The sequence below is a fragment of the Elusimicrobiaceae bacterium genome, assembly GCA_028700325.1.
Classification (GTDB): Bacteria; Elusimicrobiota; Elusimicrobia; order Elusimicrobiales; family Elusimicrobiaceae; genus JAQVSV01.
Map to the genome: position 1 here is coordinate 1 of JAQVSV010000047.1, position 16524 is coordinate 16524.

General features: G+C 58.6%; 9 protein-coding genes. 8 read left to right on the top strand and 1 reads right to left on the bottom strand.

Features of this window, described 5'->3' with window-relative positions:
• Positions 1-87 precede the first annotated feature (87 nt).
• From gyrB to PHW69_06930, 8 genes are all read left to right on the top strand, one after another.
• Positions 88-2583 (top strand): DNA topoisomerase (ATP-hydrolyzing) subunit B, encoded by a 2496-nt coding sequence (gene gyrB / locus PHW69_06895; protein MDD4004915.1) that lies wholly within the window; start codon positions 88-90, stop codon positions 2581-2583.
• Between the two features lie 20 nt (positions 2584-2603).
• Complete coding sequence (gene gyrA, locus PHW69_06900) at positions 2604-5117, top strand: DNA gyrase subunit A (protein ID MDD4004916.1); 2514 nt, start codon at positions 2604-2606, stop codon at positions 5115-5117.
• A 129-nt stretch (positions 5118-5246) separates the two neighbouring features.
• A complete protein-coding gene (locus tag PHW69_06905) occupies positions 5247-6368 on the top strand; it encodes a formylglycine-generating enzyme family protein (GenBank protein MDD4004917.1) in 1122 nt (373 codons plus the stop codon).
• 79 nt (positions 6369-6447) lie between these two features.
• A complete protein-coding gene (locus PHW69_06910) occupies positions 6448-6969 on the top strand; it encodes a hypothetical protein (GenBank protein ID MDD4004918.1) in 522 nt (173 codons plus the stop codon).
• A gap of 8 nt (positions 6970-6977) precedes the next feature.
• Entirely contained in the window at positions 6978-8270 is a 1293-nt protein-coding gene (serS, locus tag PHW69_06915) for a serine--tRNA ligase (GenBank protein ID MDD4004919.1), read from the top strand.
• Positions 8271-8272: 2 nt separating this feature from the next.
• Complete coding sequence (locus PHW69_06920) at positions 8273-9451, top strand: hypothetical protein (GenBank protein MDD4004920.1); 1179 nt, start codon at positions 8273-8275, stop codon at positions 9449-9451.
• Positions 9452-9663: 212 nt separating this feature from the next.
• Entirely contained in the window at positions 9664-13305 is a 3642-nt protein-coding gene (locus tag PHW69_06925; GenBank protein ID MDD4004921.1) for a fibronectin type III domain-containing protein, read from the top strand.
• Positions 13302-14276, top strand: a complete 975-nt coding sequence (locus PHW69_06930) for a PorV/PorQ family protein (protein ID MDD4004922.1) — start codon at positions 13302-13304, stop codon at positions 14274-14276. The genes PHW69_06925 and PHW69_06930 overlap by 4 nt, the downstream gene beginning before the upstream one ends.
• Positions 14277-14568: 292 nt before the next feature.
• Here the strand turns inward: PHW69_06930 and PHW69_06935 are convergent.
• Positions 14569-16524 (bottom strand): M3 family metallopeptidase (locus tag PHW69_06935; protein MDD4004923.1); only part of this gene is annotated, 1956 nt, incomplete at its 5' end.

The following is a 16524-nucleotide window of genomic DNA, read 5'->3' on the forward strand; positions in this document are numbered from 1 at the left end:
CCCTGATGGTTAAAAATCTGAATAAATATTTTGATAGCCCCTGGATAAGGGCCATAAAGAAAGTTTGATCAAGGAGCGGTTCTAAAGATGACAACCGACAATAAAGAGGAACTTCGCATAAACTACGATTCTTCCAAGATTCAGGTGCTGGAAGGTCTGGAAGCGGTAAGAAAACGGCCCGCGATGTATATCGGCTCCACGGGTTCTATGGGTTTTCACCATCTGGTGTATGAGGTGGTGGATAACTCGGTGGACGAAATTCTGGCGGGCGGCGCGACAACCATAGAGGTAATCATCAAGGACGACCGCACTCTTGCGGTCATTGACGACGGGCGCGGCATTCCCGTTGACCCGATGAAAAACGCGAAAGATCCCAAGCTCCGCAATAAATCCGCTCTGGAAGTTGTGATGACGGTTTTGCACGCCGGCGGAAAATTCGGCGACGGGGCGTATAAAATTTCCGGCGGCCTGCACGGGGTGGGCGTGTCGTGCGTTAACGCCCTGTCGGAAAACCTGGAGGTGGAAGTTTCGCGCGACGGCCAGCTGTTTTACCAGCAGTATCGGCGCGGGATTCCGCAGGACAGCGTCAAGGTGATAGGCAAGACCAGGGAACACGGCACTAAAGTCACGTTCACTCCCGATACGGAGATTTTCGATCCGAATCTTGTGTTTTCCTATGACATCATCTCCAACCGGCTGCGCGAGCTGGCGTTTTTAAACGCCGGAGTCCGCATCTCCATTACCGACGAACGCGAAGAGAACAAACAGCACGTTTTTCATTTTGAAGGCGGCATTTCGCAATTTGTGAAATTTCTCAACACCAACAAGACCTGCGTGCACAGCGAGCCGATCTACATCAACAAGGAAACCGACAATGTTTACGTTTCCTTCGCCATACAGTATAACGACGGCTATTCCGAAAACGTGTATTCCTTCGTCAACAACATCAATACGATCGAGGGCGGCACCCATCTGTCGGGCTTTCGTTCGGCGTTGACGAGGATCGTTAACGAGTATATCAAGAAATACGATATTTCAAAGGAAAAGGACATTGCGCTTTCCGGCGAGGATATCCGCGAGGGTCTGGCGGCGGTGGTTTCGGTGAAGATTCCCAATCCGCAGTTTGAAGGCCAGACGAAAACCAAGCTCGGCAATTCCGAAGTGGAAGGTATAGTGCGAGCCGTGGTGGGCGACGCTCTGACCACGTTTTTCGAGGAAAACCCGAAGACCGTAAAAAACATCTGCCAGAAAGCGATCCAGGCTTTTCAGGCCCGTGCGGCCGCCAGAAAAGCGCGCGAGCTCACCCGGCGCAAAGGCGCGCTGATTGACGGCGGCCTGCCCGGCAAGCTGGCCGACTGTCAGGAAAGAAGCTCCGAACGCTCCGAGCTGTTTCTGGTTGAAGGCGACAGCGCCGGCGGTTCCGCCAAGCAGGGCCGGGACCGGGTGTTTCAGGCCATTCTGCCGCTGAAAGGCAAGATTCTCAACGTCGAAAAAGCGCAGATGATAAAGATTCTGTCAAACGACGAAATCAAAACCCTCATTTCCGCCATCGGCACGGGTTTCGGAGAAGACGAAGGCGGATTTGACATAACCAAACTGCGCTACAACAAAATCATCATCATGGCCGATGCTGACGTTGACGGCCAGCACATCCGCACGCTGGTTCTTACTTTCTTCTACCGGCAGCTCAAGCCGCTGTTGGAAGCGGGGCATATCTATATCGCCCAGCCGCCGCTGTACAAGATCAGGAAAGGCAAGAAGGAGATGTACATAGACAACGAAGCGGAGCTGCAGAACTGGATTATCAGCGAAGGAACCTCGTCGGCTACGGTTTTTTATGAAGGGAAGGGGGAACTGACGGCCGTTCAGGTAAAGGAAATGCTCAAGCTGCTGACCGAGCTGGCCGACATGGAATTCCGGCTGGAAATGAAAAAACTGACGCTGGCGGATTACCACAGGTTCCGCGCGCAGGGGCAGATTCCCGTCTACCGCGTGCCGGACGGCGATAATTACCGCTACTTCTACAGCGAAAAGGAATTCCGCGATTTCGAGGCCGAATACATCAAAAATCGCAAAGCGGAAATCATGGCGGAGAAAGGTCTGGATGCGGCCGGCCAGCAGGCCGAACTGTTCGACACGGTTTTTGACGAAGATTTAAGCCCGGAGCACCAGACGCTGTGGGAACTGGGCAAGATAAACGTGATCGGGGCGAAACTGGCCGAGCGGGGCTACTCGCTGGACCAGTATGCCGCCGATCCTGAAAAGAAGAAGACGGTGCTGTTCCGCGTTTCCGACGGAAAGGAAGCCCATGAGGTATACGATCTTAAAGGCCTGCTTGGCGCGATAAAAGACGCCGCTTCGTCCGGCACGACGATCCAGCGCTACAAGGGTCTGGGTGAAATGAATCCCGAGCAGCTGTGGGAAACCACGCTCGATCCCAACCGCCGCAAACTCCTCAGAGTGAAGCTGGAGGACGCGGCCCAGACGGAGCAGATTTTCACGACGCTGATGGGCGACAAAGTCGAGCCGCGGCGTAAATTTATCGAAACGCACGCGCTGGAAGTGCGCAATCTCGATATCTAGTTTGCGGAGGATATTTTAAGATGACAGCCGAAGAAAAACCGATAGATCTGTTTGGGAACATAAAGGAACGCGGCATAGGCGAGGAGATGAAATCCTCCTATATAGACTACGCGATGAGCGTGATCGTGGGGCGCGCCCTGCCCGACGTGCGCGACGGTCTCAAGCCGGTGCACCGCCGCATTCTGTACACGATGAACGAGATGGGCCTGAAGCATAACAAGGCTTTCAAAAAATCCGCGCGCGTGGTGGGCGACGTGCTCGGCAAATACCACCCGCACGGCGACGCTTCGGTTTACGACGCGCTGGTGCGGCTGGTGCAGGATTTCAGCCTGCGCTATCCGCTGGTGCAGGGTCAGGGCAATTTCGGCTCGGTTGACGGGGATCCCGCCGCCGCCATGCGCTACACCGAAACGCGGCTGGCGTCCATTTCGGAAGAAATGCTGGCCGACATAGACAAGGATACGGTGAAATTCGTGCCCAATTACGACGGTTCGCTGCCCGAACCGTTCGTTATGCCGGCGCGGCTGCCCAATTTGCTGGCCAACGGCAGCAGCGGCATAGCCGTCGGCATGGCCACCAACATCCCGCCGCATAATCTGGGCGAGGTGTGCAGGGCGGTGCGCGCGTATATAGAGAACCCGCAGATAACGAATCGCGAGATTTCCAGGATCATGAAAGGCCCGGATTTTCCGACCGGCGGGATAATCATGGGCAAGAAAGGGATTCTGGATTACTTCGAAACCGGCCGCGGGTCGGTGCGCATCAAGGCGCGCACCGATATAGAGGAGCTGCGGGGCAACCGGGAAGCGATTATCGTGACCGAGATTCCGTACCAGGTTAACAAAACGACGCTCATAGAAAATATCGCCAACCTCGTGCGCGAGAAGAAAGTGCCGGACATTTCCGACATCCGCGACGAGTCCGACCGGCGCGGCATGCGCCTTGTCATCGAAGTCAAGCGCGACGGCAACGCGCAGGTAGTGCTTAACCAGCTGTTCAAGCATACCCAGCTGCAGACCACGTTCGGCGTGATCATGCTGGCCATCGTGGAAGGCAAGCCGCGCGTCATGCCTATCAGGGAAGTGCTCGGGCATTACATCAACCACCGCAAGGAAGTGATCACGCGCAGAACCAGGTTCGACCTGAACAAGGCGCTCGCCCGCGAGCATATTCTTGCCGGCCTGCTTATCGCCATAGAGAATATGGACGAGGTGGTTGCGATCATCCGCAAGTCGCAGAACGCGGCGGCGGCCAGGGAAAAGCTGGTGTCCAAATTCAGGCTTTCGGCGATTCAGGCGCAGGCTATTCTGGATATGCGGCTGCACCAGCTGACACAGCTGGAGTCCGACGCGATCGAGCAGGAGCGGGCCGAGCTGGTCAAGCTGATCGCCGACCTTAAGGACATTCTGGCCAATCCCGCCCGCGTACTCGCGATCATAGGCGGCGAACTTGACGAACTGGAAAAAAAATACGCCGACAAGCGGCGCACGGAAGTTACCAACGACACGTCGGAGCTTTCGATGGAGGACCTCATTCCCAACGAGCAGGTTGTGGTGACGATGTCGCACACCGGCTACATCAAGCGTATTCCGCTTAACACCTACCGCGCCCAGAACCGGGGCGGCAAGGGCATTATCGGCGGCGAGACCAAGGAAGAGGATTTTATCGAGAATCTGTTTGTGACTTCCAGCCACGCCACAATCCTGTTTTTCACGACGCGCGGGAAGGTGTATTCGCTCAAGGCTTACGAAATACCGGAAGCGTCGCGCGTGTCGCGCGGGAAGGCGATAGTGAACCTGCTGGAGATGTCGAACGAGGAGAAGATCACCTCCTCGATAGCGATCGAATCGTTTGACGAGGCGAAAGGCGCGGAGAATTATCTGGCGATGTGCACGAAATCCGGCATAGTCAAGCGCACGGCGCTGTCGGCATTCAAGAACATCCGGCGGACCGGGATCGCGGCGATCACGCTGGAAGACGGCGAACTGATGGTGCAGGTGCTGCTGACAAACGGCAAATCCGACATTATTATCGGCACGCGCGACGGCAAATCAATCCGGTTCCCGGAAACCGAGGTGCGCAACATGGGCCGGCAGGCTATGGGTGTGCGCGGGATGAAACTTAACGAAGGGGATTATGTGGTGGGTATGGAAACCGTCAATCCCGAAGACAAGGACACCACCGTCCTCACCGTCTGCGAAAACGGGCACGGCAAGCGCACCGGGCTCGACGAATACCGCGAACAGCATCGCGGCGGCAGCGGCATAATTACCATCAAGACTTCCGAGCGGAACGGCAGGGTGGCTGGCATCAAGGTGGTCAGCGCCGAAGAGGATCTGATGGTTATGACGGAGAACGGCATGATGGTGCGCATCCGCTGCAGCCAGATCCGCGCGGTGGGCCGCAACACGCAGGGCGTGCGGCTGGTGCGGCTGGAAGAAGGCGATAAAATCGCCAGCGTCGCGCCGGTGGTCAGCGAGGACAAGGAAAAAAGCCTTGATAACGAAACAGGACCTCAGCTGTCGGCAGACTGAGGCAGACTTGTTGCGGCTGCGCGCCCGCGCAAGCGGGCGCGCAGCCCAGGAAACCGTTGGCCGGATCCGGGCAGGAAATAAATGCCGCTTAACATAAGAAACAGAGTCTGTCCTTCCTGCGGGTACAACATGAATCCCGCGTTCAGCGAGCAGTGCGACAAATGCGGCAGGCCTTTCCGCTCCGGCGGAGGCGTCAGGTGGCTTCTGGCGGCGCTGCTGCTGGGGGCCGTGGCGTACGGCGGGTCCGAATTCCGGCAGAAATTTTTTTCGCGGCCTGCGGCCCGCCCCGGTTGTTCCCAGCCGCAGATTTCCGAGCAGCCAGCTTTGCCGGCGGAAAAAAACGCCGCCGTGCAGCCGCCGTCCAGCCATGCCGGGCGGGCAAACCCGGACGGGATTTCCCGGCTGGGCGGACTTGCAGCCGGAGTCAAGGGTTTTATCGCGGGCCGAATTGAAGCGCTGGCGAACGGGCTCAGTTTCGGAGTGAAGCGGCCGGACGGGCCGGCCGCGCCGGCCCGGGTGCCGCCGCTTTATTCCCGCGCCCGCGCGGCGGAGGTGAGGGATATGGTGCTGTTCGAGGCGGGGCCGTCCGTGCTGGGCTCAACGGTGCCGTCTTCGCTGGAGGCGCATTATGACGAAAAATCGTCGGCTCCGGTTTTTGTGGACGCTTTTTTTATTGACCGTTACGAAGTGACGGTCGGGTCGTACGCCGTGTGCGCGGCGAGCGGGGCATGCCGGGTGCCGCCCGCCAATCCGGGCTGTTCCGTGGGAGCGGACAAGAACGGCTATCCCGCCAACTGCATCACCTGGCAGAACGCGAGCGATTACTGCCGCTGGGCCGGCAAGCGCCTGCCTTACGAGGCGGAATGGGAGAAAGCCGCGCGGGCCGGAACGGAAACCCAGTATTTTTTTGGTGACAGCGCCGATGATCTGGAGCTGTACGGCTGGTATAAGAGAAACGCGCGGGGCGGCCCGCATCCGGTCGGCCAGCTCGCCCCCAACGGCAAAGGGCTTTACGATATTTACGGCAACGTATGGGAATGGACGCAGGACTGGTACGATCCCAAAAGCTATGACAGTCACGCGCCCGGCGCAATGCCGAAAGGCCCGGAAACCGGCGACCGGCGGGTGCTGCGCGGCGGGTCATACACGAATGACATTGACGCGCTGCGTTCGGCTTTCCGCAACAAGGACGTGCCGACGCTTATTTCTCCGCAACGGGGGTTTCGGTGCGCGGCTGACGTGCTTGAATGAAGCAGGCGGGCTTGACGCGCGGCAGGATCAGGCTGACAGGCCGTCCGATATTTAATAAAATCCATACATGGCCATCATTGTGAATCTGAAGAAATTTCTGGCGGTTTTTATCTTTTCGGCTGTGTGCGTTCCGGCGTTTGCGGCGGTGGAGGTGCGCAATATCCGCTGGCAGGTGCAGGACAAGAAAAATGTTTCCGCGAAGGCGAAATTCGGCGATGTGCCGGAACTGGTGTTTAGTTCCGGCAATATCAAATCGCCGCGGTTCCGCGTCGCCGCGGAGATTTTCAACAATAGCGCACGCTCGGCGGACGCAAGCATTATCAGGTGCGCGTTTTATTTCCGGCTGATAAAACTTTCCGATCCGGCAAAACCGGGCGTCTGGGCCGTTCCGTTCATGACGGAGGAACGCCGTGTTTCAAAAATCAAGCCCGGCAGGATGAATGAGATAAAAATCCAGCATGTTGATATCCGGCCGTTCCTGTCGCGCCTGCGCGAATCGGGCTACTGGCCGGACGCGGTCAAGGTGGAATGCATGGTGGATCCGCGGCCCGGCGATGAAATAGCGGTTGCCGAAAGCGTCATACCCGTCAAATCCCGTTAGGAGCAGCTATGCTGGACATGAAAATTTTAAGGGCCGCACCGGACGTCGTGCGGCAGGCTTATGCCAGCCGCAGCGGCGGGTATCTGCCCGTGCTGGACGAACTGCTGGAGCTTGACGGGCGGTACCGCCGCGCGCTTGCCGAAACGGAAACCCTGCGCGCCGAGCGTAAAGCCGTTTCGGGGCAGGTAGGCCGGGCGCGTGCGGAAAAAGGGGCGGACGCCGCCGCGGAAATCCTGGCGCGGGCCAATGCGCTGAAGCAGGCGCTGGCCGAGAAGGAAGCCGGGCTGGCCGTTTTGAAAAAGCAGGCCGACGCGCTGGCGCTGGCGGTGCCGAATCTGCCGGATGCGTCAGTGCCGGCCGGCCGGAGCGAGGCGGACAATAAAGTTATTTTCGAAGAAACCGCCGCCCGGCGCGGGTTTAAATTCATTCCGCAGGATCATCACGCGCTGGGCGAGCGGCTCGGGATACTGGATTTTTCCACGGCGGCCCTGCTTTCCGGCGCGCGGTTTTCGCTGCTGCGCGGCGCCGGGGCGAGGCTCGAACGCGCGCTGATCAATTTCATGCTTGACCGGCACGGCGCGAAAGGCTACCGCGAAACCATGACTCCGTATATAGTGACCCGCGAAACGCTTACCGGGACCGGCCAGCTCCCGAAATTCGGGGAAGACCTTTACAAACTCCAGGGCGAACCGGAGCTGTTTCTTATTCCAACCGCCGAAGTGACGCTGACCGGCATGTACCGCGGCGCCATGCTGGCGGAGGCGGACCTGCCAAAAAAATTCGCCGCGTTTTCCGCCTGTTTCCGGCAGGAAGCCGGGACTTACGGCAAGGACACGCGCGGGCTGATCCGCAATCACCAGTTCAACAAAGTGGAACTGGTGTGGCTGGCCAGGCCCGAGGATTCTATGGCCGCGCTGGAAACGCTTGTTTCCGACGCCGAAGATATCCTGCGCGCGCTTGAGCTGCCGTTCCGGCGGGTGCTGCTGTGCACGGGCGACACAGGTTTTTCGTCTGCCAAGACTTATGATATCGAGGTATGGTTTCCTTCGGAGAACCGCTTCCGGGAAATATCCTCCTGCTCCAATTGCACCGACTTTCAGGCCCGGCGGCTCAACACGCGCTTTAAACGCGCGGCGGGCGGCGCGCCGGAGTTTGTGCACACGCTTAACGGCAGCGGCCTGGCGGTGGGCCGCACTTTCGCGGCGGTTCTGGAAAACTGCCAGCGCGAGGACGGCACCATACAGCTGCCCAAAGCGCTGGTTCCTTATTTCGGCGCCGACACGATCACCCCGGATAACTGACAATGAAAAAACTTCTTCTGACCGCGCTGGGCGCGGTGTTTCTGTGCCCCGCGGCGGTTGCCGACTCGGCGATGCCGGCCGACCTCGACGAGCATATCATGGACGGGGTGCAGGGAATCCATTCGCTTGCGTTTGACAAGGCGGACGAGAATTTCAACTGGATCCTGACCAATTATCCCGGCCAGCCGTACGGGTATTTCGGGCTGGCGGTCTGTTCGTGGGCACGGCTGGAGTATCAGGAGGAGCAGAGCAGTCCCGAGCTTGAGAAAGAATTCATAAAACGCACCGAAACCGCCGTGGAGCAGGGCAAGAAATGGATAGCGAAGTATCCCGATGACGCTTACGCGCATGTCTGTCTGGGCGGGATATACGGGCTGCAGGCGCGGCTTGAGCTGATGCAGCATAAATGGGTGAGCGCGTTTTTAAAGGGCAAGAGCGGGCTGAAGGCGATGCGGCGCGCGCTCAAGCTGGATCCGGAACTGTACGACGCCAAAATCGGGCCCGGCATGTACGAGTATTACGCCGGCACGCTGGGCGGATTCCTGAAAGTGCTGAACTACCTGTTCATCCGCGGCAACGCCGATGACGGGATCAAGCTGCTTAACGAAGTGGAGCAGAAAGGCCATTTCAACAAGATGGTGGCCAAGCTCCTGCTGATCGAAATTTACACGCAGACGGGCAGCAAATACTCGCGTCCCGATCTGGCGCTTAAAATGGCCAAAGAAGTGCGCGCGGTTTATCCCGATCATCCGCTGGTTCAGTTTATAGAGATCGTCTGCCAGTATGAAGACCGGCATTACGGGCAGGTGCGGGAGCTGGCGCTGGATTTCCTGAAAAAGATAGAAGAGGGCAAGCCGGACTATCTGCCCCGTTATTATTCGCGCGCCTACACCGCGCTCGCCACGTCTTATCTGGCGGAAAAAGAATATGACAGCGCGCTGCAGCATTTCGCCAAAGCCGCCTCCTACACCAGCAAGGAAAAACCGAACCGCTGGGCGGTTTGGGCGGAAGTGCGAGCCGGCGAGATTTACGACTGGAAAGGCGACCGCGCCAGCGCGCTGACGCAGTACAAACGGGCCAACGAATACGAGGATTTATGGGGTTTCAAGGATTATATCTCCGCGCATATCAAACGGCCTGTGACGATGAAAGATTTTCCGGGCCAGCTTCCTCCTCCGTAGCCGGATTGCCGGATACGCCGGTTCCGGCGGTTTCCGCGCGACGCGCCCTGCTTTAGGGCCGCTCGGGCAAGTGCCGGCGGCGTTGCCCCGAAAAGCCGCGTTCTGCGGCAGAAGACGGTTGAGCCGGGCGACAGCGGCTGTCCGTTACGGGTTCCGCGCTCACGAGCCCGCTCTTGCGCGCGCGAGAGTAATTAATAGTATAATGGAAACATATGCACAGGCGGGTAAGCGATATTTTCAACCGGCTTGCGGGCGGGTTTCTGCTTATGTGCGGACTGGGGGTTGTATGCCTCGGCCCGGCGTATGCCGTTTCGCTTGAGCCTGCCGCCGCGGGCGTGACGGCCGCTTCCGCGAAATTCGAGTGGACTCGCGTGCCGGCGGCCGCGCCGCTGGCGGTGCTTTCCACCGACTCTTTCTCGACAGTTTATTCCAGCCAGACCCTTGCCGCCGCAACCTCCTGGTATATCTATACCCCGCTTGCCGGCGACACCACTTATTATTTCATGGTGAAAATCGCTTCCGAGCCGGATACGGAGTACGCTTCCGTTTCCACGCGCACCGTGCCGGTAACCCCGTCCGGCGCGGATATAACCTATATTGCCGAAACCGCGCTGCTGCTTGAATGGGCGACCGGCAGCAATCCGGAAACAACGCAGTATGAGGTGTCTGTCGAGCCGGGCGGAATTTTGGTTACGGGCGCTTTTGCGGGAATGTATATTGCCGGAGGGCTGGATCCAAATACTGAATACACCGCCAGGGTTCGCGCGCTCGGGGCGTCCGGGCCGACCTCCTATTCCAACAATGTTGCCAGCTCCACTTTCGCCCGGCATATCCAGGGCGTTTCGGCCGCACATACAAGCGACGCGGTTTCTGTGGCCTGGGCTCCGTATCCGGCGGCTCCGCAGGCGGATTCCTGCAGCGGCTATCTACTTGAAGTTTCTTCCTATAACGATTTTTCCGTGGCCGCTTCCAGCTCGACCGCAGAGATAACGCTTTCCACGCTGGTCATCTCAGGGCTGTCGCCCAATACGACTTACTATTACCGGGCGGGCGCGCTCAACGGAGCGGGCGCGGTTTCGTATAGCGACGTCTATTCCTTTTCCACTCTGGCGGCCGCGCCGGCCGGCCTTGCGTTGACCGGGCTCTGGCAGAGCAGCGCAACGCTCAGGTGGGACCCGATGGCATTATCGCCGCCATCCGCCAGCGCGCAGGGGTTTGTTCTGGAAGCCTCGTCCACGGGGTTTGACGGAAGCGGGACGCTGCTTTCGTCCATCACCTACTCCGCGTCGGTGACTACGCTTACTCTTTCCGGCCTGCTGCGTCATACCGGGTATTCCTTCCGGGCGGGCGCGCTGAACTGGCCGCTGGAACCGAATTACGGCGCTGTCATAAGCAGTCATACCATGTCGTGGCCGGTGGACGGCGCGCTGGTTGTTTTTTCGCCTTCTTCAACAGAGGTGCTGATTAACTATGTTCCGCTTCCGCTTGTCCCGGAGGATCTGGCGTGCGACGGATACATGGTGGCGTTTTCCTCAAGAACCGACGGTTCCGCGCCGATCCATTTTTCCAGCACCAGCAATCCGTCGGCTTCCGGGTTCACTCTTTCCGGCCTCAGCGCAAACCGGCAATATACCGGCGTGGCGGGCACTTATAACCAGGACGGCGCGATCACTCTCACAAGCACGCTTTCATTCATTACGGCTAGCGGGCGGGCGCCGGGTGATGTGGTTGTTTTGTCTACAGGAATTGCTTCCATTACAATGGGTTGGAGCGCGCTTGATTGCGACGGGTATATAATGCAGGTTTCCACCGATATGAAATTTACCGGCGTTATAAAATTTTCCTCCACGACAAACGGCTCTGCCGTGTCGCTTACCGTTTCCGGGCTTGATATTAACGAAGGCTACTATGCCCGTGCCGGGAGCATTTATAATGGCGCTTCAGTTTATTCGGACGTGATGCGGGTGGCGACGCTGGCCCCGCCGGTTGTTACGGCTTCTTTCGGAACGGTCGGCACAACCGCCGCGCGGCTGTCCTGGAACAATATAAGTCTTGGAAGCGGATATGAGGCCCAATTATCCACAGCTGCCGATTACAGCGGGCTGATTTACAGTTCCGGCGGATATTCTTCCGATATCATCACGCTGGAAATACAGAACCTTGTTCCCAACACCACTTATTACGGGCGGGTCGGCACGCTGAACGTGGACGGTGTTCCTAACTTCACCAGTATTGCCGGCACAACCGTAACCTATGCGGCGGATCCGTACGGGCCGGTGGCAACCGATGTGCAGACCGACGCGATAACCTTTTCCTGGAACACCAATAACAATCCTGCCGCAACGCGGTACCGGGTACGGAATTATCTGTCGCCCGGAGTATTGTTTTCATCCGCGCTTGTCACAGGCGCGAGCCATACGTTTGACGAGCTTATTTCCAATACATCCTATTATATTGACATAACGGTTTTCGGGCATAACGGCCATTGGGGCGAGGTGGTGGAGATGGGTGTGGTTATTACGGCCGCAAATGAACCGCGGAATTTGACGCTTGTGGCGGTTAATGTAAGCAGCGTTTCCGTTTCGTTTGAAGCCAACGGCAATCCCGCCCAGACCCGGTACCTTCTTCAGGCCGCAACGGTTCCGTTTGAGGCGTGCGGCACAGGGGGAGAGCGGTGCGCCAGGTCTGAAAAAACTGTCCAGCTTGTTTCAGGCGAGATTTCGACTACGGCCGCGGTGAGCGGGATGTATTCCAATGCCCAGTACTATATCCGCGCGGCGGCGGTAAACGTGCTTGACATATCTTCTTGGTCGGCGGTTGTCATTGACACGCAAACCAGGGCCGGAGTTCCCGCTTACGCGGACAATGTGGCGACCCGTTCATTTTCCAATGTCTATATTGACCAGCTTACGCTGAACTGGGCGCATGGCACCAATTTTCCCGGGAGTACGGTATATGAAGCGTATATATCAACGAATTCGGCGTTTTCGCCGGACGTGTTTGTGTCCAGCGTGTCCACAACCGCGGTTTCGGCTACTTTTGTGCAGCTTTCGTCCGGGACAACACACTATGCCTGGGTGCTGGCGAAAGGGCTGAATACCGATTCGGCTGTATGGAACACCGTTTCAACGGTGACGCTGAACAGCGTCATCAGCACCACCACTCCCAATACGGAGTACACGGTATCGCTTCCGTTTTCCTATGGCAACGCCACTGTTTATATTCCGGCCCGCACGTTCAATTCAAGTACGGATGTAATGCTGGCACAGGCTGTGGGGCTGAGTTCGGGCATGGCGGTTACGTCGCCCGCAGCGAACCTGCGGCCCACCGGGCTGGGTGTTACGATTGTTGTTTCACCCGCGGCGCAGCCGAATTTAAGCCTGAAAATAACAATCCCCTACCGGAGCGAAGACCTGCCGGCTGATACCAATACCGACCGGCTGGTGCTGGCTTTCAGGGATGAAAGCCGTAATGTCTGGGTGCCGCTTCCGTCGGTTTCGCATGCAGTTTTAAAGAACGTGGAAGGGGTTGCGGCCCATTTGTCCACATTCCAGATAATGGAAATGCTGCCGTCAGCTTCCGTTGAGGATATCAAGATCTTTCCGAACCCGTTCAATCCCAATACCAGCAACCAGTATATGCAGTTCACCAAGCTGCCGTCCGGTGCGTCCGTTAAAATTTTCACCTATCTGGGCGAACTGGTGCGGGAGATGACGGCCGATATTTCCGGCAATGCCAAATGGGACGGCAAGAACACCTACGGCAGCAATGTAGCCAGCGGAGTCTATATCGTGATGGTGAAAAGCGCGGATGGCGGCGCCGGGAAAATCCTGAAACTGGCGGTGCAGCGGTGAGGCGCGGCTGTGCGGCTGGGGTTTCCGCCATTTTGCTGGCGGCTGTTGCCGGGTTTGCCGGAACCGCGCCCGCGCAGGCCGGCGTGTTTGACCGCAGCGGAGTGGGCACTACGGCGGCGCAGTTCCTGAAGCTGTCGGCCACGGCGCGCGGCTCGGCGATGGGCGAAGCGATGACCGCGCTGGCGGACGACGCTTCCGCGCTGTACTGGAACCCGGCCGGGCTGATTGACGTGTCGTCCAAAACGGTAATTTTCACGCATACCTCCTATCTGGCGGACAGTTTTTACGATTACGCGGCCTACGCTCAGAATTTCGGCGATACCGGCGCGTTCGGCGTCAGCCTGCAGTATATGAACCACGGCAGCATTTCGCAGACGGACACGAGCGGAGTGGATATCGGCACGTTCAGCCCCTATGACGCGGCCGTTTCGCTGGGATTCGCTTCATATATAAGCGGGCTGAACAAATATCCGCGGGAGCGGTTTGTGCTGGGCGTGTCGGCCAAGCTGGTCACCTCAAAAATAACCGGGCAGGACAGCACCATCACGGCGGACGCGGGCATTCTCTCTCCGTGGCTTTTCGGCGAGCGGGTGCGGCTGGGCCTGGCGGTAAACAACGCGATGGGCGCGCTGAAATTCGAGGACGATTCGTACCAGCTGCCGCTCATGATCAAGTTCGGCGCCCGGATGCAGCCTTATTCCGCCTGGGATATCACGGCCGATCTTGTCGCTCCGGTGGACAACTACCCCTATCTTGCCGCAGGCACAGAAATCAGAATGCCGGTGACCGACGTGTTGCGCGTTGACCTGCGCGCCGGCGCCAATACCCGCGCCATAAGCGATTATGCCGGGTTCAGAAATGTGTCGTTTGGAGTAGGTCTGTCAGGCCGGCAGCTGGCGTGCGATTACTCCATGAGTCCGTTCGGCGAGCTTGGCGACGCGCACCGTCTGACCCTGAAATTCTCGTTCTGAAACAAGTCCGGGTTCCGTTTTATGGCCTGACCAGCCGGGTGCGTGCCAGCCTGCCGGGCCGGCTCGCCGCGCGGAGAGGTTGTGTTTATGAAAGCCACAAGCCGGCGTGTCGCCGGAGGAATGCCGGTTTGCCGGGGGGTTAAGTCGTGGCGGGACTGCGCGGGGAACCATGCCAGCCGGTTTTCCAACCCGGCCGCTTGTTAAGGATTGCTGAGATTTTTGCCTGAGTAACATGCCGGAGCGGGGGCGACATAAAGTCGCCCCCGCTCGCGTTTCCAGCCGTAATCGTCAGCTATCTGGCGGGCATGGAGAGTCCGCGGTACTCAAGCAGCGGCGCGATATCGGGGCCCTGACCGTAGAACTGCTCGAACATCACGCCCGGTTCCATGGTGCGGCCGCGCGAAAGAATCTTGGCGCGGAAGAATTCTCCGTTGGCGCGGCTCAGTCCGCCGTGCGTATGGAACCAGTGGCCGGTGTCGCGGGCAAGCACTTCGCTCCAGATATAGGCGTAGTAGCCGGCGCTGTAGCCGCCGGAAAAGGCGTGCGCGAAGTAGGGCGAGTGGTAACGCGGCGGAATGGGCGCGTAGTCAATGCCGTTTTTCCTGAGCGCGGTTTCCTCAAACGCCATTACGCCGGTGGCTTTGGGCGCGGCCGAGGCCGGGATCTGATGCCAGCTCTGGTCGAGCATTGCCGCCGCCACATATTCGGTTGTGGCAAAACCCTGGCCGTAAGTAACCGAAGCGAGCTGTTTGTCAAGCAGGGCGGCGGGCATCGGCTCGCCGGTTTTGTAGTGGCGGGCGAAGTGCGCCAGCACGGCCGGTTCGCGGATCCACATTTCGTTCACCTGCGACAGGTATTCCACAAAATCGCGCGGAACGTTCGTGCCGGAGAGCAGCGGGTATTTCACATCCGACAGCATGCCGTGCAGCGCATGCCCGAATTCGTGAAAGGCGGTTTCCACTTCGTCGAACGTCATCAGCACCGGCTGGCCCGCGGCGGGTTTTTCGATATTGAGGTTATTGGTGATGACGGGTTTGCGGTTGAACAGGCCCGCCTGATCCACCAGATTGCTCATCCACGCGCCGCCTTTTTTGTTGTCGCGCTTGAAGGCGTCGAACACAAAAAGCGCGAGGGGCGAACCGTCCGGGTTGAAAACTTCGAAAACGCGCACGTCCGGCTGATACACCGGCAGATCCTTGCGCTCGGTGAAGTTTAGTCCGTACAGTTCGTGCGCGACGTGGAACAGGCCGTCGTTTATAACGCGGTTGAGTTCAAGATAGGGCTTAACTTCGTCTTCTGAAATGCTGAACCGGGCCTTGCGGGCCTGACTGGCGTAATAAGCCCAGTCCCACGGGGCAAGCGCGAAGGGTTTTTTGCCGGAGGCGGCGGCTTCCGCATCAATGGCTTTCTGGATGTCGGCGGCCTCGGCCCGCGCTTTGGCCAGCGCGGCGGGGCCGAGCTGGCCCAGCATTTTGTTCACGGCATCGGGCGTCATGGCGCTTTCGTCTTCAAGCGAATAACTGGCGTAATTCGGGTAGCCCAGCAGCGCGGCCTGTCTGGCGCGCAGTTCCACGATTTTTGAAATAAGCGCGGTGTTATCGAATCTGCCGCCTTTGTTGCGGTTAATGGAGGCCCGGTACACACGCTCGCGCAGCGCGCGGTTTTTAAGCTGTTCAAGCGCTGGCTGGATGGTGGTGTTCTGCAGGGTGATGACCCATTTGTTTTCAAGGCCGCGTGTTTTGGCGGCTTCTGCCGCGGCGCCGATCTGCTCGGCGGAGAAGCCGTCGAGTTCTTCAACGCTGTCCACCGCTACCGCCGAGTCTTTCGCGGCTTTAAGCAGATTCTGCGAAAACTCCGTCATCAGCGACGACAGCGTTTGGTTCATCTCCTTAAGCGCCTTTTGGTCGGCCTGCGGCAGTTTCGCGCCGGCGCGCACGAACTGTTTGTAATAGCGGCCGAGCAGCTGGGCCGATTCCGCGTCAAGCCCGAGCGCGCCGCGTTTGCCGTACAGCGCGTCAATGCGGGCGAACAGGGCGGGGTTCATGCTGATCTGGTCCTGATGAGCGGCAAGTTTCGGCGCCATTTCCACTTCGATTTTCTGCAGCTCGTCGTTGGTGTAGGAACTGTTGAGCGCGGAAAAGGCGTAATTCACGCGGGTGAGCATGGCGCCCGAACGTTCCAGAGCCACTATCGTGTTGTCGAAAGTCGGCGCGGCGGGGTTTTGAACGATGGCGTCCACCTCCTTGAG